This window comes from Methylobacterium sp. R2-1, assembly GCF_014191355.1.
Lineage (GTDB): Bacteria > Pseudomonadota > Alphaproteobacteria > Rhizobiales > Beijerinckiaceae > Methylobacterium.
Window position 1 is genome coordinate 153,157 of record NZ_JACHWM010000015.1, and the last position, 23,059, is coordinate 176,215.

Sequence of the window (23,059 nt, forward strand, 5' to 3'; positions counted from 1 at the left end):
GAACCGGCCGCCCCTCGGGGCGGCCGTTCTCGTTTCAGGCCGGGCGTCGTTGAGCCGGGCGCCAAGCGCGGCGGGCGAGCAAGGCGGCTAGGGTCCCCGCTACGCCGACGGACCCGTAGACGGCCAGGAGGGCGAGCCCGAGGCCTGCCTCCCCGAACAGGTGATCGCTGAGAAGGCCGACCAGAAGTGGCCCCAGTCCGAACCCCGCCAAGTTGACGGTTGCGATAAAGAGGGCGTTGACCCGACCGCGCAGCCTCTGCGGGGTCAGGATCTGGATGCCGGCCAATCCCGGTGGACTGGTGAAGCCCAGCAGCGCGACGAGTCCGGCGAACCCGAGAAGCGAGAGGGACAAGTCGGGGCTCAAACTCGCGAGCGCGGTCACCGGCACTGCCAGGATCAGCCCCAGAGCCAGGAGTAGCGGCGCGGCAGCCGCGTGCCCGGCGCTGCGGAGCCGGTCCAGCGCCAGTCCGCCCGCGGCGTGGCCGAGCGGCGCGGCGATCAGCACAAGAAATCCGAGGCGCAGGCCGCTCTCCGCCGGGGTGAAACCGAACGACCGGACATAGAAGGTCGGCGCCCAGGCGGTGAGCGTCTGTGTCATGAGGACCGCGGCGGTGGCCGCGGCGGCGTGCGGCAGATACGCCTTCCGCCGCCGCCCGATCCAGGCCAGAGCGCTGCGAAGCGACGGTCCGGGCAGCCCGCGCGACGCCTGTGCCGAAGCGGTGGCCTGCGGGGTCGGCCGGATGCGCAGGACGAGGATGGCGAGGGCAAGATTCGGCAGCGCCGCGAGGACGAGCAGGGCCTGCCACGGGGCGAGCGGAGTCAGACCGGGAAGGGTGAGCCCGCCCCGCGCCGTCAGCCATGTCAGCACGGCGCCGCCCGCCAGCAAGGCAAAGCTGCGACCGAGCGTGGCTGCGGCGGTGAGCGATGCGATGCCCCGACCGAGGCGGTTTCGGCGCAGATGCAGCGTCATCAGCGAGAGGGCGGCGGGGCCGAACCCCGCCTGACCCAGGCCCAGCGCGAGGCGCGCCGCGACGAGCGCGTCGAACCCGCCTGCGAGACCGCTGGCGAACGTCGCCGCACTCCATAATGAGAGCCCTGTCAGGAGAAGGCCGCGCTGGTGACCGCGATCGGCCACGATGCCGAGCAGCGGAAGGGCGAGAGCGTAGGGGAGGGCGAAGGCCGAGCCTTGGAGCAGGCCGAGTTGGGTATCGCTGAGCGCCAGCGTCTGCTTGAGCGGGGTTGCGACCAGGGTGAGGAGAAATCGGTCGCTGAAAGCCGCGAACTGGATCGCCGCCAGCAGCGCGACGAGCGGCCATCCCGCGAGACCGGCCCGCGCGGGCATGGTACCCGAATGCGGGTTCCTGGAGGTCGCTGACATCGCGCGTTCAGGCGAGGGAGCGCGACCACGCGGACAAGAGACTCGCCGCACTCTCGCCGGGATGAGGCTCGTCCAGGGCGCCCGCGCGCGGAAGGCGCATTTCGGCGCGATAGCGGCCCGGCGGCAGGCCGAACGTGCTGCGGAAGGCACGGCTGCAATGGCTCTCGCTGACGAAGCCGTGATCGAGGGTGAGGGTCGTGATCGAACGGGTCTCCCGCGGGCTGCGGAGCGCTGCGCTCAACCGTTCGAGCCGACGTGTCAGGATGTGCTGCGCGACGCCGCCCGTCGGCTCGAATAGGCGATAGAGGGCGCTCCGCGACAACCCAGAGCCCCGTGCGACCATCGACACGTCGAGCGATGGGTCGTTCAGCCGTGCGTCGATGAACGCCTCCGCACGCCGCCGCCGCAGATCGGAGATGAGGGTACCCGAGACCTCGCCGTCGGGCCTGACCTGTCCGAGGGCGCCCGCTAGCAGTTCGGTCAACGCGAGGGCGGTACTCGCCGCGGTGTCCGGCGTGGTCGCCGCGGCCCGCCGGGCGAGCGATCCCATCAGGTCGCCGAGCAGCCCCGACACCGCTTCCGGCAGGACTTGGCCATGAAAGCGGCTCACCTCGGGCGCCGCCGCCTCGACCAGTTCCCGGCTTAGGCTCACGGTGACGTAACGCGCCGACTCGAGGCGCGTACGCTGGGGGCGGGTCAGATCGAACAGGATGATCTCGCCAGGGGCGAGGCGCCGCTCCGCGTCGAGAGCACCCCCGTAGAACGTGCCGCTGCGCAGGTATTGAAGCGTGAAGTGATCGAAGCCGTCGCGGCGTACACGGGCCCGGTCGCGCCGATGCTCGACGCCGCTCAAGGAGCGCTCGAAGACGTTCATCCGGCCGAATCGATGCGCCTCCACCCGGGCGTGAAACGGCGTGTCGGTCACCACGACGTCGGCTCCGCTCGAGTAAAGCGCCTGGTAGCCCTCGAAGCCGTCAGCCTCGGAAGTGAAGATGAACGATTGTTTTGACACGAGATGCAAGAAAAGAAAATTTATTCGATCTGATCCACCCTCTTTATCGGGCCTCGTCAGGCGTTCGCAAGCGATGTATCTTCCTGAAATCCTCTCGCTCGCGCATTGTTGAGCGTGGTCATTCAAGCGGCAATCGACCGGACGGCTCTCTGAACATTTTCAGGTTTTGCTCTTGGCCCTTGGGCCGAGCCTCTTGGATGGCAGGGCGGTTCCAGAATTGAGACATCCCGCTGACATCGCACCGGGGGATGCCTCGAGATGCCAGCGTGTTGCCTCGCCTGATGACGGCCTCTGTCGGATGGGTTCGATCGGTTGATCCAGGCTGCCGATTCCGTCATGTTTGTCGGTATCGCTCGGTCGGCCGCGTCACGATGCGGCCAAGCTCGCTTAGTCAGCGTTCGGCCTGCCGGGACTCCGTCTCCGATCATGGACTCCGAGCGCGGCTGGTGCTCGGCGCGAAGCCTTGCTTTGGCGATCCGAGGACCCACCTTCCCCCGATGCGCGACGCGGACGCCCCGAGACCAACGCCGACGGCTCTCGCCGACGGATCGGAAGCCGAGGACGTCCCGTTCGGAGCACTTCAACCCTGCGTTGGCATCCGCGACTGGTTGCTCGGTGAGGGCGCTCGGCTGCCGAAGGCCGACGATCTGCTCGCGGGGCTCGCCGAGCGCCTCAACGCCATCGGCGTGCCGATCGACCGAGCCTCCACGGCCATCGACACGCTTCATTCCGAGTATTCGGGCGTCGGCCGCGTCTGGACTCGCGGTGCAGGCTCGACGGTGCGGCTGTTTCCCCACGGCGAGGTCTCCGCGAAGGCCTACCAGGCGAGCCCGTTCTACGCCGTGCACGAATCCGGCGAGTGGCTGAGCCTCGACCTCGCGGAGACTGACGACGACGCCTTCGCGATCATTCCCGAATTGAAGGCCGCGGGTTACACGCATTACCTCATCGCGCCCTTGATCTTCACCAACGGCACCAAGAACGGCATCACCTTCGCCACGCGTGCCGATGGCGGTTTTCGTGACGACGACATCGCGATTCTGCGCTTCGTCATGCCCGCGCTCGCCGCCGTGATGGAGATGCGGCTGCTCAACAAGCAGCTCGACACGGTTCTGCGCATTTATGTCGGCGACGAGCCGCACCGGGCGATCCTTTCAGGCGACATCCGGCGCGGGCAGGTGCGCCGCATCCGCTCAGCGATCCTTTTCGCGGATATGCGCGACTATACGCGCCTGTCCGCCAACCGGACGCCGGAGGGGGCGGTCGATCTCCTGAACGCGTTCTTCGATTGCCTCGTCCCGCCGATCGAGCGGGAGGGCGGCGAGGTGCTGAAATATCTCGGCGACGGCCTGCTCGCGATCTTCCGCGAGTCGGGCGACGACCTCGGCGGCGCGGCCAAGAGCGCGCTCACGGCGGCCGAGGCGGCGCTCGCGGCGCTCACCGAGGCGAACACGGTCGGACGCTTTGGCGAGGGGGAGCCGGCAGTCGATGCTGGCATCGCCCTGCATCACGGTGAGGCAGCCTACGGCAATGTGGGCTCCGGAACCCGGCTCGACTTTACGGTGATCGGCCGCGACGTGAACCTCGCGAGCCGTCTCGCGCGGCTCAACCGCACACTTCAGGAGCCGCTCCTGATGTCGAAGCCGTTCGTGGACTTCCTCTGGGGCGATCCCGAACCGCTCGGAAGCCATGCCCTCGACGGATTCGAGGAGCCGATGATGGTCTATCGCCCCGGACGTCGACCGACCGCGAAGGCCGCGGCCGCGGAATAATTCTTTCAAGAACGCGCCTTCGGCCACGGCGCCACGCGTGACGTGCCGTGCGCTCCGTAGGTCGAATCGCTTGATCCCCATTCGAGAGGGATTGACCGAGCGGCCGGCTGGGCCCACATCCGAGATGTTCCAGGGAGATCCCCGCCAAGGGGCTGAGAAACCGCTATCGCCGTCACCGGCAGCGCGGAAATCCTTCGAACCTGATCCGGCTCATACCGGCGTAGGGATTGGACCTGAGGGTCGCTCGGATCGAGCAGACCCCGCTTCTTCGAGAAGCACATGGTGCCAGTTCCTGCGGGCAGATCCGCGGAAGGCCCGTTTTCCGATGTCCGACTTGCTGACCTCGCCGATCGGCCAGCGCCGCAGCCTCGCGATGCGCCCGCGTGCGGCCGAACTGCCGCAGCGGACCGACATCACCGTTGTGGGCGCCGGGCTGATCGGCCTGTCGATCGCGTGGCGGTTGGCGCAGGCCGGCCGAACGGTCACCGTGGTGGAGCGCGGGAGCGTCGGCAGCGGCGCGAGCCTCGCCGCCACCGGCATGCTCGCCCCCGCCGCCGAGCACGAGCCCGGCTCCGACCTGCTGCTGCCGCTGGCGCTCGAATCCCTGCGCCGCTGGCCCGGCTTCCGCGACGCGCTCCAGGCGGCGTCCGGCAAAGAGATCGATTACCGCGACGACGGCACTCTCGTGATCGCCATCGGCCGCGACGAGGTGGAGCGCCTGCGCTTCCGCCACGATCTGCAGCGGCGCTCGGGTGTCGCCGCCGAGTGGCTCTCCGGCCCGGAGGTGCGCGCCCGCGAGCCGCTGCTGCGCCCCAACGTCACCGCCGGCATCCTCTGCCCCCTCGATGCGCAGGTCGATCCCCGCCTCGTGATGGAGGCGCTGCTCGGCGCCTGCGAGGCGGCGGGCGTCGTGATCGTCGAGGGCGTCGCGGTGGAGGGGCTGGAGCGCCAGGGCGGTCGCGTCACCGGCCTTCGGGCCGCCGGCCGCATGCTCGCGGCTGATGCAGTGATCCTGGCCGCGGGCGCGTGGAGCGGGGAGGCGGGGCTGTTGCCCGACGACCTTGCTCTTCCAGTACGACCGCTTAAGGGCCAGTCGCTTGCGCTTCGCACCACGAAACGCACCGGCACCCTCTCCCGCATGGTCTGGACCGATGCGGTGCACATGGCGCCCAAGGGCGACGGGCACCTGATCGTCGGCGCTACGGTGGAGGATTGCGGCTTCAACAGCGGCGTCACCGCGGGCGGATTGTTCGCTCTGCTGGAAGGGGCGCGGCGCGTTCTGCCGGGCATCGAGGAGATGGAGATCGACGCGGTCTGGAGCGGCTTCCGCCCAACCTCGGACGACGACGCACCGATCATCGAGGAGGCCGTACCCGGCCTCGTCGTGGCAACCGGCCATCATCGCAACGGCTACCTGCTCGCGCCTGCTACCGCCGATGCAGTCGCCACTCTCGTCGCCGAGGGCGCGCTGCCGGACTTCGCCCGCGGCTTCGGTCGGGCGCGCTTCGCAGCACCGAACAAGGTCAGTGCCACCGAGAATGTTGGGAGGGCTGTGGCATGAGGCTGACCGTCAACGGAGAGCCTTGCGAACGCGAGGTGCCGGACCTCGCCGCCCTGTTTGCCGCCGAGGCCGAGGAGCGGGGCATCGAGAGCTCTGAAGGCATCGCCATCGCCGTCAACGGCCGCGTCGTGCGGAAATCCGCTTGGGGCCAGACGGCCCTCAACGAGGGCGATCGCATCGAGATCGTCCGTGCCATGCAGGGAGGCTGAGCGCATGAACCATCACGACACCACCCTCGCGCAGACATCCGCCAATGGGGACGACGCCCTGGAGATCGCCGGCATCCGGCTCTCCTCGCGGCTGTTCATCGGCACGGCGGGCTACCCCAGCCAGGAGATCATGGCGCAGTCCGTGCGCGCCTCGGGGGCCGAGGTCGTCACCGCCTCGATCCGCCGGGTCTCTCTCCAGGGCCACGGCTCGGACACCTTCCAGAAGCTGAAGGGCGCGCGCTTCCTGCCCAACACCGCCGGCTGCGAGACCGCCCGCGACGCGATCATGACCGCCGAGCTCGCCCGCGAGGCGCTCGGGACCGACTGGATCAAGGTCGAGGTGATCGGCGACCGCGAGACGCTCTACCCGGACGTAACCGAGCTGCTCGAAGCCTGCCGCCACCTCGTCGATGACGGCTTCACGGTGCTGCCCTACTGCAACGACGATCCCGTGATCTGCGAGCGGCTGGTCGATCTCGGCTGCGCCGCGGTGATGCCGATGGGCTCGCTGATCGGCTCCGGCATGGGGATCGCCAACCCGGCCAATATCGAACTGATCTGCCGTCGGGCGAAGGTGCCGGTGATCGTCGATGCCGGCATCGGCACCGCTTCGGACGCGGTGATCGCCATGGAGCTGGGGGCGGCGGCCTGCCTCATCAACACCGCGGTGGCCAAAGCCGACGATCCGGTGCGGATGGCCGGCGCCATGCGCCACGCCGTCGAGGCGGGCCGGCTCGCGCATCTGGCCGGGCGCATCCCGCGCCGCGGCCGGGCCGAGCCGTCGAGCCCGCAGCTCGGCCTCGTCGGGTCGTGAGGGCGGGTGAGGCTTCCGCCCCTCCTCGTCGTCACCGACCGCCACGGCGCGGATCGGCCGCTCTCTGAAACCGTCCGGGCGGCGGTCGCGGGCGGCGCCCGCTTCGTCTGGCTGCGTGACCGCGATCTCGAGCGGGCGGCGCGGCGGGATCTCGCCCGCGACCTGATCGCGATCCTCGAACCGGTCGGCGGCCATCTGGTCGTCGGCGGCGATGGGGATCTCGCCGCCGAAACGGGCGCACAGGGTGTGCACCTGCCGGGCTCCGCCGGGATCGACGGCATCCGCACGGCGCGCAAAATCCTCGGCGCCGCGGCGCTGATCGGGTTCTCGGCCCATTCGGTTGCCGAGATCGCGGCAGCCGAGGCGGCGGGTGCCGACTACGCCACGCTCAGCCCGATTTTTTTGACTGCGAGCAAGCCCGGCTACGGCCCCGCGCTCGGCCTCGACGCCCTGCGTGCCGCGGCGGTCCAGCGCCTGCCGGTCTTCGCGCTCGGCGGGATAGATCCGGACAACGCCCGCGACTGTCGTGCGGCCGGGGCGGCGGGCGTCGCCGTCATGGGCGGCGGGATGCGCGGGCCCGATCCGCGGGGAGTGGCGGCCCGGTTCCTCGCAAGCCTCGCGTGAGGGCCGCGCATCCCGCTCGGCAACCCCCGCCGGATACCGGCCCTGCGCCGATCACCCCTGGCGCTGCGGCGCGAGGCGTATAGAAGCGCTGACAGATTCTTCTTCCAGCAAGGTGCCCCTCGCGGGCTTCGAGCCGACCGCATGATCAACTCTCCCCTTATGACCGTCATGGTCGATGCCGTGCGCAAGGCCGCCCGCGGGCTCAAGCGCGACTTCGGCGAGATCGAGAACCTTCAGGTCTCCCGCAAGGGCCCCGGCAACTTCGTCTCGGCCGCCGACAAGAAGGCGGAGGAGGTGCTGCGCGACGCGCTGATGAAGGCGCGACCCGGCTACGGCCTGATCATGGAGGAGAGCGGCAACATCGAGGGTACCGACAGGAGCCATACTTGGCACGTCGATCCCCTCGACGGCACGACGAACTTCCTGCACGGCATCCCGCATTTCGCGATCTCGGTCGGGCTGGAGCGCGACGGCCAGATTGTCGCCGGCGTGATCTACGATCCGGTCAAGGATGAGCTGTTCATCGCCGAGCGCGGCAAGGGTGCCTTCCTCAACAATCGGCGCCTGCGCGTCTCCGGCCGCCAGGACTTCGCCGACGCGCTGGTCGCCTACGGCACGCCCTATCTCGGCCGCGGCAGCCACGGACGGCTGCTCAAGGAGGTCGCTGCAGTAATGGCGGTCTCCGGCGGCACCCGCCGGCTCGGCTCGGCGGCGCTCGACCTCGCCTACGTCGCCTGTGGCCGAACCGACCTCTACTGGGAGCGCGATCTCCAGACCTGGGACATCGCGGCGGGGATCATCCTCGTGCGCGAGGCCGGCGGCTTCGTCACCAGCGCCGATGGCGGCGCCGAGCCGCTCGCCGCCCGCTCGGTGGCTTGCGGCAACGAGGTGCTGCACCGCGAACTGATCGGCCTGTTGCGCAAGGCCGCTGCCTAGGGCTGCAGGCGCCCTGGCCGGCCGCCGTTCGTTCTGATCTAACCCCACGCATCGTCGTCAATCGAGCGCCCCGCATGGAAGCCCGTCGCCACTCCGCCCTGAAGGACTCGGTCCGCTCGATCCCCGATTATCCGAAGCCCGGCATCATTTTTCGCGATATCACCACCCTACTCAGCGATCCGCGCTCGTTCCGCCGCGCGGTCGATTCGCTGGTGCACCCCTATGCGGGCGGGCGGATCGATCAGGTCGCGGGCATCGAGGCGCGGGGCTTCATCCTCGGCGGGGCGGTGGCGCATCAGCTCTCCTCGGGCTTCGTGCCAATCCGCAAGAAGGGCAAGCTGCCCCACAAGACCGTCTCGACGGCTTACGCCCTCGAATACGGCACCGACGAGATCGAGATTCACGTCGATGCGATCAAGCCGGGCGACCGGGTAATCCTCGTCGACGACCTCATCGCCACCGGCGGCACCGCGACGGCGGCGGTGAACCTGCTGCGCCAGCTCGGCGCGGAGGTGGTCGCCGCCTGTTTCGTCATCGACCTGCCGGAGATCGGCGGCGCTCAGCGCCTGCGTGACCTCGGCGTCACGGTCCGCACGCTGATGGAGTTCGAGGGGCACTGAAGACCCCTCCGTGTCGAGCTCTCGCGGTTCGGCGGAGCTCGATCCGGCAGCCCACGCGCCGCTGGATCGCTTCGGCTCCGCCTTGCGATGACGGAGACGGTCGAGTGAAAACCCTCAGGCCGCCAAGCTGTCGAACAGGCCCTTGCCGTCGGTGCCGCCGACGAGGCCGTCCACGAAGTTCTCCGGATGGGGCATCATGCCGAGCACGTTGCGCTGCTCGGAATAGATGCCGGCGATGGAGTTGAGCGAGCCGTTGCGGTTCGCATCCTCCGTCAGCGTGCCGGTGGCGTCGCAGTAGCGGAAGGCGACGCGGCCCTCGCCCTCGAGCCGCTGGATCGTCTCGGGATCGGCGAAGTAGTTACCCTCGCCATGCGCCACGCAGACGTCGATGACCTGACCCTCGGTGTAGGCCGAGGTGAAGCGCGTATCGGTGCGCTCGACGCGCAGGAACTGCCGGTGGCAGATGAAGCGGCGGTTGACGTTGCGCATCAGCACGCCCGGCAGGAGACCCGACTCGCACAGGATCTGAAAACCGTTGCAGATACCGAGCACGAGGCCGCCGCGGGCAGCGTGCGCGCGCACCGCGTCCATGGCCGCCGCGCGGCCGGCGATGGCGCCGCAGCGCAAGTAATCGCCATAGGAGAAGCCGCCCGGCACCACCGCGAGGTCGGTGCCCGCGGGCAGTTCCGTGTCGGCGTGCCAGACGCTGACGACTTCCGCACCGGAGCGACGGAGCGCCCGAGCCACGTCGCCATCGCGATTCGAGCCCGGAAAGACGACGACGGCTGCGCGCATCAGGCGATCTCGACGGTGTAGTTCTCGACGACGGTATTCGCGAGCAGCTTCTCGCAGGCGGCCTTCAGCGTCGCCTCGGCCTGCTCGCGATTGTCGGAGTCGACCTCCAGGTCGAACACCTTGCCCTGGCGCACCCCGGAAACTTCTTGAATGCCGAACGACTTCAGGGCCGCCTCGATCGCCTTCCCCTGAGGGTCGAGAACGCCGGTCTTCAAGGTGACGACGATGCGGGCTTTCATGGCAGGCACTCGTTTGGAAGATGGGCGGGCCGCGCCGCGAGGGAGCGATGAGGCCGGGAACGAAAGCGACGGCGTTCGACCGCGTGCGGAAAACCCGGATTCAGACATTCGATCCGAGCGCAGGTGACACGCTGCTCGCCGGAGGACGAAATTTTATCGCGATTTCGCGACTGCGTCACCGCGGGAAATCCCACTACCGACGCTTGGCCGATCCGATCGGCTCTGCCTCGGTGGCACGGCGCCAGAGCTGGACCATGATCCAGGCGGCGACGAGGCTGAACAGGCCCATGAGGACGTGACCGACGCGGTCGCCCAGATCGAGCAGTCCGGCGAGCGCCCAGCCGGCGGCGATGGCGGCGGCGAACACTTCCGTGCCGACCAGCACCATCAGGCCGAGTATCGTTATGAGGTTCCGCATACCCGCGTAAGCCTGTTCAACCCATTGAGCGGCGAACTAGCCTGAGGCCGGTGTCCGGCGCAACCGTTCCCACCGGCGGTCCTCCGCATGTTCGAGAGAAGAGTGGTGCGATCAGGTGGAAAAAAGAAACGGCCGGCGGTGCTCCGCCGGCCTTCCGATCCTTCAACGTGTCAGGCTCTCTGTCAGCGCGGCGCGCGCTTGGCGAGGATGCGCTGGAGCGTGCGACGGTGCATGTTCAGGCGCCGCGCCGTCTCGGAGACGTTGCGCCCGCACAGCTCATAGACCCGCTGGATATGCTCCCAACGCACCCGGTCGGCCGACATCGGGTTCTCCGGCGGGTCGGCGCGCTCGCCCGGTTGCGCCATCAGCGTACCGTGGATTTCGTCGGCATCGGCGGGTTTGGCGAGATAGTCGAAAGCACCGAGCTTCACTGCGGTTACGGCGGTCGCGATGTTGCCGTAACCGGTGAGGATCACCCCGCGGGCCTCGGGGCGACGCTCCTTGAGGCGGGCGATCACGTCGAGCCCATTGCCGTCTCCGAGCCGCATGTCGATCACGGCGAAGGCGGGCGCCTTGGTCTCTACGGCAGCGACGCCTTCGCTGACGCTCTCGGCCACATGCACTTCGTAGCCGCGCGATTCCATCGCCCGGGCAAGCCTGGTCGAGAACGGCTTGTCGTCGTCGACAATCAGCAGGCTGCGATCGCTAAAGGCGGAGAGAGGATCGGAATCGGAAAGAAAAGCGGTGTCCGAGCCTGGCACCGTCGTCCCGCTCTGCGTCAGCATGCGGCGCTCCTCGTCGGTTCGTGTCATCTATGTGCATTATATGGGTGCGGCATCGCGTTCTGTTAGGGGTCGCAGAGAATTGTGCGCAACGCGATGGGGCACAATCGCCTCCCTCTCGAAAACGTGACGTGCCCAGGTCACACGCACCAGGGCGCCATGGGTGCCCGGTTCCGTGATGTTCGAAAGAAGAAGCTGAGCGCCGGAGCGTTCAATCAGCGTCTTGGCGATGAACAGGCCGAGCCCGAGCCCTCCACCCGCTTCGTCGGGATTGCGCGAGCGGTCGCGGCCCCGGGTGGTGACGTAGGGTTCGCCGGCCCGCAGCAGCACTTCGCTGGGGAAGCCCGGCCCGTCGTCGCGGATCGTCAGCGTGACGCGTTCGGCGGTCCAGCGGGCCTCGATCAGAACCCGCGACTCGGCGAAGTCGACGGCGTTGTCGAGGATGTTGGCGAGCCCGAACATCACGCCGGGGTTTCGGCGGCAGACCGGCTCCGTTCCCTCGCCCTGTTTCGAGACATCGACGGCAATGCCGAGGGCGCGCTGGGGAGCGACCAGTTCCTCGATGAGATGGCCGAAGGTCACGGTCTGGAGGAAGGTTTCGCCCTCCTCAGTCTCCTCGCCCATGGAGGTGAGCTTTGAGAGGATCCCCCGGCAGCGGTCCACCTGGTCGCGCAGCAGGCTCAGATCCTCGGCGATGGCCGGCGAGGCGGTGGGGCCGAGCTGCCGGTCGAGTTCCTTGGCGACGAGCATGATGGTGCCGAGAGGGGTGCCGAGTTCATGGGCCGCCGCTGCGGCGAGCCCGTCGAGCTGCGAGAGGTGCTGCTCGCGGGCGAGCACCAGTTCGGTCGCCGCGAGTGCCCGCGCGAGTTGACGCGTCTCCTCCGCCACGCGCCATGCGTAGACGCCGGTGAAGGCGGTGCCGAGCAGGATCGCGGTCCAGACCCCCGACACGTAGAGGAAGGGCAGCTCGATCCGCCCGTCGGCGAACCAGGGCAGCGGGCGGTGGACGAGGGCGAGCAGGGTCGCGAGCCCCACCGCCAGCAGCCCGAGCGCCAGGGTCCGCTCCGGCGGCAGGGCGGTGGCCGAGATCAGCACCGGCGCGAGGAACAGGAGCGAGAACGGGTTCTGCAGCCCGCCGGTCAGGAACAGGAGGCCTGCGAGCTGGACGATGTCGAAGGCGAGCAGGAGCGCTGCCGAATCATCGCTCAGGCGGTAACTCGCGGGGAAACGGATCCGCAGCGCCAGATTGAGCCAGCACGAGGCGGCGATGACGAGGAAGCACCAGCCGAAGGGCAGGTTGAGGCCGAGACCGAACTGGGCACCGACGACTGCCGCGCTCTGTCCGGTGAGCGCGAGCCAGCGCAGGCGCACGAAGGTGTCGAGCCGCAGGTGGCGGCCCGTCGGTGTGAGGGTTTCGTGGGCCGCTTCCATCATGGTGCGGCTACGATAGGGCTGCCCTGGGGCGCGTCCACCGGGCAGTCCACAGATGCCGCGGCCGGACGCGTGGTTTTGCCGGATTTCTCCGGCCGCAACATACGATAGGCTCGGCGACGGTCGAGCTGCTGACCGGAACGGGGAGTGCCGAAATGGATCTGGCGTATGTCTGGTACGAGACGGCGCGCGCGATGCTGACGCCGGCCCGCCTCGTGGCGGATGCGGCGCGGCACAGTCTCGGAAATCCGGGCAACCCCCTGGCCTACGGCCCCTATGCCCGCTCGACGGCCGCCGCGCTCGAGATGTTCGAGCGCCTGACCCGCCGCTACGGCAAGCCGGCCTTCGACCTGCCGACGACCGTGATCGACGGCCGGATCGTTCCGGTCTCGGAGCGCGTCGTCTGGGAACGGCCCTTCGCTCGCGTGATCGCGTTCGACCGAGCGCTCCCGGCCGGGCTTTCTGAGCCCCAGCCCAAGCTCCTGATCGTGGCGCCGATGTCGGGTCATTACGCGACGCTCCTGCGCGGCACCGTCGAGGCGATGCTGCCCAATCATCGGGTCTTCATCACGGACTGGTCCGACGCGCGGATGGTGCCGCTGCTGGACGGGCGCTTCGACCTCGACACGTATATCGACTACCTGCAGGCGATGTTCCGCGATCTCGGGCCGGACCTGCACGTCATGGCGGTCTGCCAGCCCGCCGTGCCGGTCTTCGCCGCGGTCGCGCTGATGGAGGCGGCGAATTCGGCCCACATACCGGTCTCGATGACCCTGATGGGCGGACCGATCGACACCCGCCGCTCGCCGACCGCCGTGAACTGTCTCGCGCAGGAGCGCGGCATGGGCTGGTTCGAGAAGAACTGCATCACGGTGGTCCCGCCCCTGTATCCGGGGGCGATGCGCCGGGTCTATCCGGGCTTCCTGCAGCTCTCGGGCTTCATGGCGATGAACCTCGACCGCCACGTCACCGCCCATACCGACATGTTCCACCACCTCGTGACCGGGGACGGCGACTCGGCGGAGAAACACCGCGACTTCTACGACGAGTATCTCGCGGTGATGGACCTGACGGCGGAGTTCTACCTTCAGACCGTGCAGACCGTGTTCGTCGATCACGCCCTGCCGCGCGGACGGATGCGCCATGCCGGCCGGCTGGTGGATCTCTCGGCGATCCGGCGCTGCGCCATCCTCGCCGTCGAGGGCGAGAACGACGATATCTCCGGCGTCGGTCAGACCAAGGCCGCTCTCGACCTCACGCCGAACCTGCCCGATGCCCGCAAGGCGTATCACCTGCAGGAGAAGGTGGGGCATTACGGCGTGTTCAACGGCTCCCGCTTCCGCTCCGTCATCGCTCCGCGCATCGCCCGCTTCGTGCGAGAGATGGAGGGACACGCCTGATCGCAGGGCGAGTGCATTTTTGGCAGGCGAATTTCCGGTGAGAGAGGGATTGCTGGGATGGCTGAGCCGCCCGCCTGCGGCTAGGTTCGCCGCCATGACGCGCGCCCTGCTGCGACGGCCGGATCCGGATCACATCGAGATCGCCCATGAGGGCCAGATCTTCCGCATCGCGATTCTGCGGCGCCCGGCCGCGCGCCGGCTGACCCTGCGGGTCTCCAGCGCCACCGGCGCCGTGGTCCTCACGCTGCCGACCCGCTCGTCACTCGCCACCGCGCAGAAATTCGCCCAGAGCCATGGTGGTTGGATCGCCACCCGCCTCGCCAAGCTGCCGGAGCGGGTGCCGTTCGCGGCGGGCTCGGTCATCCCGTTGCGCGGTGTGCCGCATCGGATCGTGCCGCGCGAGGGACGGGGCGCCGCCGAGTCCGATCCCGCGAGCGCGACCCTCGCCGTTCCGGGCGATCCGGCTCACATGCCGCGCCGCGTCCGCGAGTTCCTGATGCGGGAGGCGCGACGCGACCTGTCCCACTCGGTGGCGGTCTATGCGGCCCGCCTCGGCCAGCGCCCGGCGCGGGTGACGCTGCGCGACACGCGCAGTCGCTGGGGCTCCTGCACGGCCCGTGGCGAGCTGAACTTCTCCTGGCGGCTGATCCTCGCGCCGCCGGTGGTGCTCGATTACCTTGTCGCCCACGAGATGGCGCATCTGCGGGAAATGAACCATTCCCCTCGCTTCTGGGCGCTCGCCAACGAACTCTGCCCCCACGTCGAGGAAGCGGAGCGCTGGCTGAAGCGGCACGGCTCCGAGCTGCACCGCTACGGTTGAAAACGTCGGCTCAGTACTTCGTCACGACGGCCCGGCGGCGAGCCGCAGTCGGCTCCGCCGGCCAAGCCGGACGCGGATTGACGTGGCCCGGCCACATCGTGCGGGGCGCGACGTTGTCGCAGACCTCGCGCTGACGCAGGTAGGTCGGGCGGCCCGACGCGTCGCGGCGCAGCACGGTACCGCCATCCCGGCAGAAGCCCGCGATGGCCGCCGCATCGCCGCGGAGACGCCCGCGCGGATTCCGCTCCACCGGCGGGTGCTCGATGGTGAGCGGCGCCTGATGGTTGAGCGAGCGCTCGATATAGGTCGTCGTGGCTTCGGGCGGCAGGTAATCCGCTTCCTCGAAGGGCAGCGACAGAGCGGAGGCACCTCCGGAACCCAGCGCAATGGCGAGTGTGGCGAGGGCGAAGGAGCAGGCGAGGCGGCGCATGGCGGGTTCCTCGGATGAAGGGGAGCTTGGCCTTACTGTAGGGCAGGGCGACGGCGAGGGGTAGCCGCTTTGCCTCAATCCCGACACACCCTCGCCGCGATTGCTTGACACCGGGGACCCTGCATGGTCCCAACGCCCGAGCCCGCGCGGCGCTTCCAGAAGGGCTCGACTGCGCCAGCGCGAGGAGCGCCCGCCCGAGCCGGACGCCGTCCCACGAAGCGATCGATCGGAGTTCGTATGAGTTTGTTTGCGGGCCTGGTTCGCGCGGTTCGGCCGGAGGGCAGCCGTCATCTGGCGCTGGCGGCCGCGACCGCTGCCACGATCCTGGCCGGAGGCGGTGCCGCGCAGGCCCAGGGGACCGTGCGCAAGACCTTCGATGACTGGCAGCTGCGCTGCGAGACGCCGGCTGGGGCCAAGGCCGAGCAATGCGCCCTGGTTCAGTACGTGGCGGCGGAAGACCGGCCGAACCTCAACCTCGTCGTCATCGTGCTGAAGACCGCGGACAACCGCGGCTACCTGCTGCGCGTGGTGGCTCCGCTCGGTGTGCTCCTGCCGTCAGGCCTCGGCCTCAAGATTGATCAGACCGATATCGGCCGTGCGAGCTTCGTGCGTTGCCTGACGACCGGCTGCGTCGCCGAGGTGGTGATGGACGAGGGCCTCATCAAATCGCTGCGCAACGGGTCGCAATCGACCTTCATCGTCTTCCAGACGCCGGAGGAAGGGGTCGGGATACCAGTCTCGATGAAGGGGTTCGGCCCCGGTTTCGACTCGCTCAAATAGGATCGTTCGGCTCCGGAGCGTTCGAGGGGATCGCCAGGGAAGGGCAGGGGACGGTCAGACGATGCGCAGAGCCTTGATCATTTTTGCCGGATTGGTGATGGCCGTTCCGGGCTCGGTGCGTGCCGAACCCGGCGGCTTCTTCAAGAACATGTTCAGCGGGGGCGAGGGGAGCGCACCGTCCATCGCCGCGCCGCGCGCACAGGATCCCGACGATGTCTACTGCCCGCCGGTCTTCGTGCCGGACGGAGGCGCCGCGATCCAGGCCTTTGCCGGAGCCGCGGGGGACAAGACCCGTCTGCGGCACCAGATCGTGTTCGGCCGGCTCAGCCGCGAGTGCAAGGCGCGGCCGGATGGATCGGTGGCTGTGCGGGTCGGCGTCGAGTTGCGTGCGCTCCTCGGACCGGCCGGTGCCGCCGGGCGCTTCGAGGCCCCGGTCACCATCGCCGTGAAGTACAACGAGCAGCCCGTCATGGCGCGGACCCACCGTGTCGCCGTGACGGTGCCGTCCGGCGCCGCACAGGGCGAGGCGACGGTGATCGAGAACGATCTGAGCGTGCCCGCCGATAAGGCGATGAGTTACGATATCGAGGTGACGCTGACCGGCGCGCCGGCTCGAGCGAAGCCGGTCGCGCGCCGGCCGAAGCGCGCACCCGCGGCGACGGAAGCGCAGGGTGAGGCCGCGGCCGAGCAATGATGGCGTCGCCTTCACCGTACGGCTCGAAACGTGCCGGAGGACGGAATCGCCAACCCTGATCTATCACGGGGCGCTTGGCGGAGCTCCCGGCGGGGCAAATGGCGGGACGTGTGGCGAGGCCGGGAGGTGCCGTTCTCGCTCGCACCCACCGATGATCCCCTGTTCGATCGCCGCCTCGTCCTGCCGGACACCGTCCGCGCCATGCGGCAGGGCCGTTGGATCGTCCTGACCTACACGCTGCCCGCACGCGCCCGGCCGCAGCGACCCTTGCTGCGCCTGCTGCGCGCGGGAGGCCGCTGCGACAGCTTCGTGCTGCCAGGGCTCGCACTCGGTGCCGCGCGCTGGCTCGGCTACCTGCCAGGGGATTGCGAGGGCGTCGAGATTGCCGCGGAGCCGGGCTTCGTGCTGGAGCGGATCGGGCTGCGCAGCAGCGCGAGCGTCTTCGCGGAAGCACTGCTGAAGCGTCCGTTGCGGGCTGCCGCAGCGTTGCGCGCGAGCCTCGCGCGCGACGAGCGACGCTGGCGGGACAGCCTGCGCGGGGCGTGCGCGGTGTCGCCTCTCGCCCGCTATCCGGCCTGGAGGGCCCCGCGCCTGTTTCGGTCGCCTCCGAGCGAACCGGGATCGGGTGCCAACATCCGCATTGTCCTGCATGCTTCCTTCGCACGGGCCGATGCGGTGGCACGCAGCGTGGCGAGCTTGCGTGCGCAGAGCCATCAGAACTGGTCGCTTCTCATCGCCTGGATGGACCGCAATCCGCCGGCGAAGCCTGCGGGGACCGATCCGCGCGTGTCATCAGGCAAATGGAATCCGGCCGCCACGCTCCGGGACCTTTGCGGAGAGGCCGACCTGCTCGGCCTGCTGCGTCCCGGGGACGTCCTGGCCCCAGAGGCGCTGAGCCTCCTCGCGAGCGGCTTCGAGACCGAGGCGGCTGAGATGGTCTATGCTGACGAAGAGACTGGCGGCCGAGCGGTCGGGCCACGCCTTAAGCCGGACTGGAGCCCTGACCTCGCCCTCGTCACCGGCTATGTCGGCGCGCCCGCTCTCGTCTCGAATGCCTTCCTCGCCACCGTGCCGGTTGAGCCGGTGGGCTCACCAGAAGACGCCGCGCTCTCCCTCGACCTTGCAGTTGGGACGGCAACCCGCGTCGCCCACATCCCGCGGGTCCTGTGCCGCCGTGAGCCGTTCGCCGCCGACCTGTCCGCCCGCGCATCGCGCCTCGACCGGCACCTGCGCTCCACGGATTCGTCGGCGCACGCGGTGCTCCAGCAGAACCGCCTCGACCTGCACTGGCCGCGTCCCGAGCCGGCACCGCTGGTCAGCGTGATCATTCCCTCGCGCGACCGGCTCGACCTCATCGCGCGGGTCACCGAGGGGATCTTCGAAAAGACCGATTATCCCGCGATCGAGCTGCTCATCGTGGACAATGGCTCGACGGACCCTGCGGTCCTCGCACTGTACGACCGGCTCCGCGGCGATCCGCGAGTACGGATCGTGCCCCATCCGCACCCCTTCAATTTCTCCGCGATGGTCAATGCCGGCGCGCGTGCGGCGTGCGGTGAGATCCTCGTCCTGCTCAACAACGACGTGGCCGTCCTGCGGCCCGACTGGCTCGACATCCTCGTGGCTCAGGCCGCCCGCCCCGAGGTCGGCGCCGTCGGCGCGAAGCTCCTCTACGAGGATGGCCGGCTCCAGCACGCCGGCGTGGTGGTCGGGCTCGGCGGCGAGGCCGGCCACATCTTGCGCCGCCGTCCCGCCGACACGCCCGGCCACCTCGATCGCCTGCGCGTGGCGCACGAGGTCTCGGGCGTCACGGCGGCCTGCCTCGCCGTGGCACGGGAGAAGTATCGCGCCGTCGGCGGCTTCGATGAGGAGACCTTCCCGATCGACTTCAACGACATCGACTTCTGCCTGCGCCTCAGCGGCCGGGGCTGGAAGACGGTGTGGACACCGCATGCCGTTCTATCACACCTCGAATCGGTGAGCCGCGGCCGGCCGGTTGGCGCGGCCCGCGCGCGTTTTAAGCGCGAGGCCGCCGCCTTTACCGAGCGCTGGCGCGACGTGATCCGGCACGATCCGTTCTACCATCCGGGCCTGTCGCTCACGACCTTCGGCGAGGAACTGGAATGAGCACCCAGGGGGCGCCCGATGCGCTGCCCGATGCGCTGCGCTTCGCTGCCGAGTCCGTGCCGGGACCCCTCACGCTTATGGCACGCGCCCTCCGCTCTCCGAGGCAGGCCCTCTCGATCCTGCTGACCCGTCTCTCGAGCCGGCGGCTGCGGGCGGCGCAGCGCTTTATCGCGCTGGTTGGTGCCCACCATCACCTGCATTGGCCCACCGATCTCGCGCCATCCGGTGAACCGCTCGCCGCCCTTACCGCGGCTGGGATCGAGTGCATCGAGGCCGATGCAGGAGGCGCGATCCGTATCGCACCGGAGGGACACCCGATCGTTCTGCTATCCGCCGCAGGCCAGCAGGTCGTGGCCGGCGCGTCTGCAGCCATCTCCGCCGCCTTCGCCGATCCGGAACTCCACGCCTTGTACGGCGACGCCCTGTACGGCCGAGGGCCCGGCGGCCCCTGGCTCCCGCTGCTGCGCCCGGCCTTCGACCGGGATTATCTGCGATCCGTCGATTACCTCGGCCCCGTGATCGCCCTCCGCCGCGCCAGCGCGGCTGACGCAGCGCCCATCGTCGGCGCTGCCGCTCTCGACCTCGCCTTGGGAATCGCGGACCGGTTCGGCCCGGGTGCCGTGCGCCACCTCCCGCGCATCCTCTCCGTCGGACGTTTCGAAGGGGGGGGAGCGGGATTGCAGGCGTGCCGTCAAGCCCGGCTGAAGGCCGTCGAGCGAGACCTCGATCGGGCAGGGGAGGGGACCACGTGGGCTGCTATCGAGGAGGACGGTGTGGTCCGCGTCGGCAGATCCCTGCCGGAGCCGCGCCCCCTCGTCAGCCTGATCGTCCCGACCCGCGACCGGCTCGACCTGCTCCGGCCCTGCATCGAGAGCCTGCGTCACCGTACCGATTGGCCCGGCAAGGAAATCCTGATCTGCGACAACGGCAGCCATGAGCCCGCGACGCTCGCCTATTTCCGCTCCGTTGAGGCGGAGGGCGCGGCGCGGGTCGTTGCCTGTCCTGGTTCCTTCAATTTCGCCGCCATCAACAATCGCGTGGCTGCGCAGGCGCGTGGAAGCCTCCTGGCCTTCATCAACAACGACGTCGAGGCCGAGGCGCCGGATTGGCTGGAGCGCATGGTCCGCGAGGCGTTGCGCCCGGATGTCGGTGCCGTCGGCGCTCGCCTGATCGACGGCGAGGGCCGCATCCAGCACGGCGGTATCGTGCTCGGGACCGGCGGTCTCGCCACCCACGGCCACCGTCACTTCGCCGGCGACGCGGCGGGCTACTTCAGCGCCCTGCGCGCGACCCGAAGCGTCTCCGCCGTGACCGCCGCCTGTCTCGTCATCGAGGCGGAGAAGTTTTCCCGCGCGGGCGGCTTCGACGCATCGGCCTTCGCGATCGATTTCAACGACGTCGATCTTTGCCTGCGCCTCAACGCTTCGGGCCTGCGTACGCTCTACGTCGGCGGTGCCGTGCTTCACCACCGGGAATCGGCGAGCCGCCGGCCCTCGCCCGAGGCCGCCGCCCGCCACCGACGCGAGGTCGAGGCGTTCAAAAAGCGATGGGGGCCGCTGCTCGCGCAGGACCCCCATTATCATCCGGGCTTCGATCCGGATCTCTCGACCCATCTGCGCCTGCGCCGCGGCTGGACCGGCCTGGAGCCGGCCGAGCCGCGCTGAAGGTCTCTCAGGTTCGGCGCTTTCGAACGCCGAACCGGCTTCACTTCGGCCGAAAAGGCACCGGCGCTACTGCACGAGGCGCGGGCCGCCGGTCTGGACCTTCTCGTTCTCGGACATGATGCCGAGACGCTTGGCGACTTCCGTATAGGCCTCGATCAGCCCGCCGAGATCCTTGCGGAAGCGGTCCTTGTCGAGCTTGTCCGACGACTTGATGTCCCACAGCCGGCAGGAATCGGGGGAAATCTCGTCGGCGACGACGATGCGCATCAGGTCGCCCTCCCACAGGCGGCCGGTCTCCATCTTGAAGTCGACGAGACGGATGCCGACGCCGAGGAAGAGGCCGGACAGGAAGTCGTTGACGCGGATGGCGAGCGCCATGATGTCGTCGATCTCCTGGGGCGTTGCCCAGCCGAACGCGGTGATGTGCTCCTCCGACACCATCGGGTCGTTGAGCTGGTCGTTCTTGTAGTAGAACTCGATGATCGAGCGCGGGAGCTGGGTGCCTTCCTCGAGTCCGAGGCGCTGGGCAAGCGAGCCCGCCGCCACGTTGCGCACGACCACTTCGAGCGGGATGATCTCGACCTCGCGGATCAACTGCTCACGCATGTTGAGGCGGCGAATGAAGTGGGTCGGCACGCCGATGTCGTTGAGGTGCTGGAAAACGAACTCGGAAATCCGGTTGTTCAGCACGCCCTTGCCGTCGATCACCTCGTGCTTCTTGGCATTGAAGGCGGTCGCGTCGTCCTTGAAGTGCTGGATGAGCGTCCCCGGCTCCGGTCCCTCGTAGAGGACCTTCGCCTTGCCCTCGTAGATGCGACGGCGGCGGTTCATAGGCGTGTACCGTGGTTTGAGGAAGTCCATGGGGCCGGGGCTCCTTCGGAACTGGCACGTGAAGCGAAATCCGCGGCGCGGCGACCCGTCTGGCGGGCGGACGGCCGGGACCTGCCCTCAGGTGCCAATCCCGGCCGCCATAGCATCAATCTACCGGAACGAGGTTTGCAGCACAACGCGTTGGCGATGCACCGCTTCGTCCCCATGGGCGCGGGTCTGCGGCTAATCGTTGAGAGAGATGGGGGTGAGCGGCGTCGTCTTCGAGGGATAGCGACAGAGATCCGCGATGGCGCAGCGCGGACAGTCCGGCCGACGGGCTTTGCAGGTGTAGCGTCCGTGCAGGATCAGCCAGTGATGCGCGTTGAGGCGGAACGGTTCCGGCACTCGCGCCTCGAGTCCGGCCTGCACCTTGTCGGTCGTGGATGCGGAAAACAAAGGAATGCGGTTCGAGACGCGGAAGATGTGGGTATCGACCGCGATCCGCGGCACGCCGAAGGCCACGTTGAGCACGACGCTCGCGGTCTTCGTTCCGACGCCCGGCAGCACCTCCAGAGCGTCGGCCTCGCGCGGCACCTCTCCCCCGTGCCGCTCCACCAGGATCCGTGAGAGCGCGATGACGTTCTTCGCCTTGGTGTTGAACAGGCCGATGGTGCGAATGAAGTGGCGCACCCGCTCCTCGCCGAGTTCCAGCATCTTCTGCGGCGTGTCGGCGATCGCGAAGAGCGGCGCGGTCGCGAGATTTACGCTCTTGTCGGTGGCCTGCGCGGAGAGAACCACTGCGACGAGCAGGGTGTAGGGATTGATGTATTCGAGTTCCGAGCGCGGCTCCGGGTCGGCGGCACGCAGGCGCGAGAAGATCTCGACCAGCGTCGCATCATCGACGGGGGCCGGTGAGGTTTCGACCTGCGCCGTCAATACTGGCTCCAGCTCGGCTTTCGGTTTCGCCGGCTTAGCTTCTGTTTTGACGGACTCCGCCACCTGACTTTTTACCGCAGCGGTGGCAGAAGAGCGGGACGACGGCTTTTTCGCTGACATCGGCGCGTTATATTCGGCCCATGGCGAGCGGCAACATTCCTGCACATCCGGACGGACTTGATCCCGCGACAATGGACCGGCCAGTCTATTCGGCCGTGATCCGACCTCACCAATCCCTGAGTCAGGACGGTTTCCGGATCGTGATGGGGCTCTGCTGCCTCGTCTCGCTCGTCACATCGATCGCCTGCTGGCGGGCCGGCTTCTGGCCGATCGCCGGCTTCTTCGGCCTCGATATGCTGGCCCTCTACATCGCGCTTAAGGTCAGTTTCCGTCGCGGGCGCTCCTTCGAGGAGGTGGTGATTTCGCCGATCGAAGTCTTCCTCGCCCGTAGCGATCCGCGCGGCGTCCGCCGCGAGTGGCGCTTCAATCCGCTCTGGACCAAGCTCAGCCGGGTCGATGACGAGGAGTTCGGCCTGCGCACGCTGACACTGACGTCGCGCCGCGAGCACGTTGTTGTGGCTCGCGACGCCTCTCCCGACGAGCGGGCCATCGTGGCCGACGGACTGACCCGCGCCCTGGCGCAGGTGAAGAAGGGTTTCTGATCGCTCCGGCCAGGGCACCCCTGTCTCCGAACGGTTGCTGGACGCCTTCCGCGGCCTCGTGGCCGCCTTCCTCGCGCTTTCCCTGATTTTTCGATTGACGTGCCGGGCGCGGCTGCCTATACCCAATTTCACCGACGGGGCGCCG

24 protein-coding genes and 1 riboswitch are annotated in these 23,059 nt (G+C 68.7%); of the genes, 14 read left to right on the forward strand and 10 right to left on the reverse strand.

Going from position 1 to position 23,059, the window contains the following annotated elements; translation table 11 throughout:
* Nucleotides 1-34 precede the first annotated feature (34 nt).
* Together FHU13_RS20960 and FHU13_RS20965 are read right to left on the reverse strand one after the other, a co-directional pair.
* Nucleotides 35-1,378 (reverse strand): MFS transporter, encoded by a 1,344-nt coding sequence (locus FHU13_RS20960; protein ID WP_183437774.1) that lies wholly within the window; start codon nucleotides 1,376-1,378, stop codon nucleotides 35-37.
* Between the two features lie 7 nt (nucleotides 1,379-1,385).
* A complete protein-coding gene (locus tag FHU13_RS20965; protein WP_312889626.1) occupies nucleotides 1,386-2,306 on the reverse strand; it encodes a helix-turn-helix domain-containing protein in 921 nt (306 codons plus the stop codon).
* 581 nt (nucleotides 2,307-2,887) lie between these two features.
* Between FHU13_RS20965 and FHU13_RS20970 the strand changes: the two genes are divergently transcribed.
* From FHU13_RS20970 to FHU13_RS21000, 7 genes are all read left to right on the forward strand, one after another.
* A complete protein-coding gene (locus tag FHU13_RS20970; protein ID WP_183437776.1) occupies nucleotides 2,888-4,162 on the forward strand; it encodes an adenylate/guanylate cyclase domain-containing protein in 1,275 nt (424 codons plus the stop codon).
* A 122-nt stretch (nucleotides 4,163-4,284) separates the two neighbouring features.
* Nucleotides 4,285-4,407: riboswitch (TPP riboswitch) on the forward strand.
* An 80-nt stretch (nucleotides 4,408-4,487) separates the two neighbouring features.
* Entirely contained in the window at nucleotides 4,488-5,723 is a 1,236-nt protein-coding gene (gene thiO / locus FHU13_RS20975) for a glycine oxidase ThiO (RefSeq protein WP_183437777.1), read from the forward strand.
* Nucleotides 5,720-5,932, forward strand: coding sequence for a sulfur carrier protein ThiS (gene thiS, locus FHU13_RS20980; protein WP_183437778.1), 213 nt, complete (start codon nucleotides 5,720-5,722; stop codon nucleotides 5,930-5,932). Before thiO ends, thiS begins: the two co-directional genes overlap by 4 nt.
* Before the next feature lie 4 nt (nucleotides 5,933-5,936).
* On the forward strand, nucleotides 5,937-6,746 hold the full coding sequence (locus FHU13_RS20985; protein WP_183437779.1) for a thiazole synthase: 810 nt from the start codon (nucleotides 5,937-5,939) through the stop codon (nucleotides 6,744-6,746).
* Between the two features lie 6 nt (nucleotides 6,747-6,752).
* Nucleotides 6,753-7,370 (forward strand): thiamine phosphate synthase, encoded by a 618-nt coding sequence (locus FHU13_RS20990; RefSeq protein ID WP_183437780.1) that lies wholly within the window; start codon nucleotides 6,753-6,755, stop codon nucleotides 7,368-7,370.
* 141 nt (nucleotides 7,371-7,511) lie between these two features.
* Nucleotides 7,512-8,306: an inositol monophosphatase family protein gene (locus FHU13_RS20995; protein WP_183437781.1), complete on the forward strand. Its 795-nt coding sequence runs from the start codon at nucleotides 7,512-7,514 to the stop codon at nucleotides 8,304-8,306.
* 74 nt (nucleotides 8,307-8,380) lie between these two features.
* Nucleotides 8,381-8,926: an adenine phosphoribosyltransferase gene (locus tag FHU13_RS21000; protein WP_003604529.1), complete on the forward strand. Its 546-nt coding sequence runs from the start codon at nucleotides 8,381-8,383 to the stop codon at nucleotides 8,924-8,926.
* 114 nt (nucleotides 8,927-9,040) lie between these two features.
* Here the strand turns inward: FHU13_RS21000 and purQ are convergent, their stop codons facing one another.
* The 5 genes from purQ to FHU13_RS21025 form a co-directional block, all read right to left on the reverse strand.
* Nucleotides 9,041-9,721, reverse strand: coding sequence for a phosphoribosylformylglycinamidine synthase subunit PurQ (gene purQ / locus FHU13_RS21005; RefSeq protein ID WP_183437782.1), 681 nt, complete (start codon nucleotides 9,719-9,721; stop codon nucleotides 9,041-9,043).
* Nucleotides 9,721-9,960 (reverse strand): phosphoribosylformylglycinamidine synthase subunit PurS, encoded by a 240-nt coding sequence (gene purS, locus FHU13_RS21010; RefSeq protein WP_183437783.1) that lies wholly within the window; start codon nucleotides 9,958-9,960, stop codon nucleotides 9,721-9,723. The genes purQ and purS overlap by 1 nt, the downstream gene beginning before the upstream one ends.
* 193 nt (nucleotides 9,961-10,153) lie before the next feature.
* Nucleotides 10,154-10,378, reverse strand: coding sequence for a hypothetical protein (locus FHU13_RS21015; protein ID WP_183437784.1), 225 nt, complete (start codon nucleotides 10,376-10,378; stop codon nucleotides 10,154-10,156).
* Between the two features lie 182 nt (nucleotides 10,379-10,560).
* Complete coding sequence (locus tag FHU13_RS21020) at nucleotides 10,561-11,163, reverse strand: ActR/PrrA/RegA family redox response regulator transcription factor (RefSeq protein ID WP_238254330.1); 603 nt, start codon at nucleotides 11,161-11,163, stop codon at nucleotides 10,561-10,563.
* Nucleotides 11,164-11,199: 36 nt separating this feature from the next.
* The gene (locus tag FHU13_RS21025) at nucleotides 11,200-12,594 is read right to left on the reverse strand and encodes an ActS/PrrB/RegB family redox-sensitive histidine kinase (protein ID WP_183437785.1); all 1,395 of its coding nucleotides are present in this window, start codon (nucleotides 12,592-12,594) and stop codon (nucleotides 11,200-11,202) included.
* Nucleotides 12,595-12,746: 152 nt separating this feature from the next.
* On the opposite strand from FHU13_RS21025, the gene FHU13_RS21030 reads away from it, so the two are divergent.
* Nucleotides 12,747-13,991, forward strand: a complete 1,245-nt coding sequence (locus tag FHU13_RS21030; protein ID WP_183437786.1) for a polyhydroxyalkanoate depolymerase — start codon at nucleotides 12,747-12,749, stop codon at nucleotides 13,989-13,991.
* A gap of 94 nt (nucleotides 13,992-14,085) precedes the next feature.
* Nucleotides 14,086-14,811: a M48 family metallopeptidase gene (locus FHU13_RS21035; RefSeq protein ID WP_183437787.1), complete on the forward strand. Its 726-nt coding sequence runs from the start codon at nucleotides 14,086-14,088 to the stop codon at nucleotides 14,809-14,811.
* 10 nt (nucleotides 14,812-14,821) lie between these two features.
* On the opposite strand, the gene FHU13_RS21040 is transcribed toward FHU13_RS21035, so the two are convergent.
* Nucleotides 14,822-15,241 (reverse strand): hypothetical protein, encoded by a 420-nt coding sequence (locus tag FHU13_RS21040; RefSeq protein ID WP_183437788.1) that lies wholly within the window; start codon nucleotides 15,239-15,241, stop codon nucleotides 14,822-14,824.
* A gap of 237 nt (nucleotides 15,242-15,478) precedes the next feature.
* Between FHU13_RS21040 and FHU13_RS21045 the strand changes: the two genes are divergently transcribed.
* The 4 genes from FHU13_RS21045 (at nucleotide 15,479) to FHU13_RS21060 (ending at nucleotide 20,506) form a co-directional block, all read left to right on the forward strand.
* A complete protein-coding gene (locus FHU13_RS21045) occupies nucleotides 15,479-16,021 on the forward strand; it encodes an invasion associated locus B family protein (RefSeq protein WP_183437789.1) in 543 nt (180 codons plus the stop codon).
* A 61-nt stretch (nucleotides 16,022-16,082) separates the two neighbouring features.
* Nucleotides 16,083-16,715: a hypothetical protein gene (locus FHU13_RS21050; RefSeq protein WP_183437790.1), complete on the forward strand. Its 633-nt coding sequence runs from the start codon at nucleotides 16,083-16,085 to the stop codon at nucleotides 16,713-16,715.
* 309 nt (nucleotides 16,716-17,024) lie between these two features.
* Nucleotides 17,025-18,842 (forward strand): glycosyltransferase family 2 protein, encoded by a 1,818-nt coding sequence (locus FHU13_RS21055; protein WP_312889627.1) that lies wholly within the window; start codon nucleotides 17,025-17,027, stop codon nucleotides 18,840-18,842.
* Nucleotides 18,839-20,506 (forward strand): glycosyltransferase, encoded by a 1,668-nt coding sequence (locus tag FHU13_RS21060; protein WP_183437792.1) that lies wholly within the window; start codon nucleotides 18,839-18,841, stop codon nucleotides 20,504-20,506. Before FHU13_RS21055 ends, FHU13_RS21060 begins: the two co-directional genes overlap by 4 nt.
* Nucleotides 20,507-20,572: 66 nt before the next feature.
* On the opposite strand, the gene purC is transcribed toward FHU13_RS21060, so the two are convergent.
* Nucleotides 20,573-21,367 carry a phosphoribosylaminoimidazolesuccinocarboxamide synthase gene (gene purC / locus FHU13_RS21065; protein WP_017487305.1) on the reverse strand — a complete coding sequence of 265 codons (795 nt, stop codon included), beginning with the start codon at nucleotides 21,365-21,367 and terminating at the stop codon, nucleotides 20,573-20,575.
* Nucleotides 21,368-21,559: 192 nt separating this feature from the next.
* Nucleotides 21,560-22,372: an endonuclease III gene (nth, locus tag FHU13_RS21070; protein WP_246714776.1), complete on the reverse strand. Its 813-nt coding sequence runs from the start codon at nucleotides 22,370-22,372 to the stop codon at nucleotides 21,560-21,562.
* 20 nt (nucleotides 22,373-22,392) lie between these two features.
* On the opposite strand from nth, the gene FHU13_RS21075 reads away from it, so the two are divergent.
* Nucleotides 22,393-22,914: a DUF2244 domain-containing protein gene (locus FHU13_RS21075; RefSeq protein ID WP_183437794.1), complete on the forward strand. Its 522-nt coding sequence runs from the start codon at nucleotides 22,393-22,395 to the stop codon at nucleotides 22,912-22,914.
* The last annotated feature ends 145 nt before the right edge of the window (nucleotides 22,915-23,059 follow it).

Excerpts from the sequence above, each read along its gene's own strand:
- FHU13_RS20960 (WP_183437774.1), bottom strand. The coding sequence starts at position 1,378 with ATGTCAGCGACCTCCAGGAACCCGCATTCGGGTACCATGCCCGCGCGG.
- FHU13_RS20970 (WP_183437776.1), top strand. The coding sequence starts at position 2,888 with ATGCGCGACGCGGACGCCCCGAGACCAACGCCGACGGCTCTCGCCGAC.
- thiO (WP_183437777.1), top strand. The coding sequence starts at position 4,488 with ATGTCCGACTTGCTGACCTCGCCGATCGGCCAGCGCCGCAGCCTCGCG.
- thiS (WP_183437778.1), top strand. The coding sequence starts at position 5,720 with ATGAGGCTGACCGTCAACGGAGAGCCTTGCGAACGCGAGGTGCCGGAC.
- FHU13_RS20985 (WP_183437779.1), top strand. The coding sequence starts at position 5,937 with ATGAACCATCACGACACCACCCTCGCGCAGACATCCGCCAATGGGGAC.
- FHU13_RS20995 (WP_183437781.1), top strand. The coding sequence starts at position 7,512 with ATGATCAACTCTCCCCTTATGACCGTCATGGTCGATGCCGTGCGCAAG.
- FHU13_RS21000 (WP_003604529.1), top strand. The coding sequence starts at position 8,381 with ATGGAAGCCCGTCGCCACTCCGCCCTGAAGGACTCGGTCCGCTCGATC.
- purQ (WP_183437782.1), bottom strand. The coding sequence starts at position 9,721 with ATGCGCGCAGCCGTCGTCGTCTTTCCGGGCTCGAATCGCGATGGCGAC.
- purS (WP_183437783.1), bottom strand. The coding sequence starts at position 9,960 with ATGAAAGCCCGCATCGTCGTCACCTTGAAGACCGGCGTTCTCGACCCT.
- FHU13_RS21015 (WP_183437784.1), bottom strand. The coding sequence starts at position 10,378 with ATGCGGAACCTCATAACGATACTCGGCCTGATGGTGCTGGTCGGCACG.
- FHU13_RS21020 (WP_238254330.1), bottom strand. The coding sequence starts at position 11,163 with ATGCTGACGCAGAGCGGGACGACGGTGCCAGGCTCGGACACCGCTTTT.
- FHU13_RS21025 (WP_183437785.1), bottom strand. The coding sequence starts at position 12,594 with ATGATGGAAGCGGCCCACGAAACCCTCACACCGACGGGCCGCCACCTG.
- FHU13_RS21030 (WP_183437786.1), top strand. The coding sequence starts at position 12,747 with ATGGATCTGGCGTATGTCTGGTACGAGACGGCGCGCGCGATGCTGACG.
- FHU13_RS21035 (WP_183437787.1), top strand. The coding sequence starts at position 14,086 with ATGACGCGCGCCCTGCTGCGACGGCCGGATCCGGATCACATCGAGATC.
- FHU13_RS21040 (WP_183437788.1), bottom strand. The coding sequence starts at position 15,241 with ATGCGCCGCCTCGCCTGCTCCTTCGCCCTCGCCACACTCGCCATTGCG.
- FHU13_RS21045 (WP_183437789.1), top strand. The coding sequence starts at position 15,479 with ATGAGTTTGTTTGCGGGCCTGGTTCGCGCGGTTCGGCCGGAGGGCAGC.
- FHU13_RS21050 (WP_183437790.1), top strand. The coding sequence starts at position 16,083 with ATGCGCAGAGCCTTGATCATTTTTGCCGGATTGGTGATGGCCGTTCCG.
- FHU13_RS21060 (WP_183437792.1), top strand. The coding sequence starts at position 18,839 with ATGAGCACCCAGGGGGCGCCCGATGCGCTGCCCGATGCGCTGCGCTTC.
- purC (WP_017487305.1), bottom strand. The coding sequence starts at position 21,367 with ATGGACTTCCTCAAACCACGGTACACGCCTATGAACCGCCGCCGTCGC.
- nth (WP_246714776.1), bottom strand. The coding sequence starts at position 22,372 with ATGTCAGCGAAAAAGCCGTCGTCCCGCTCTTCTGCCACCGCTGCGGTA.
- FHU13_RS21075 (WP_183437794.1), top strand. The coding sequence starts at position 22,393 with ATGGCGAGCGGCAACATTCCTGCACATCCGGACGGACTTGATCCCGCG.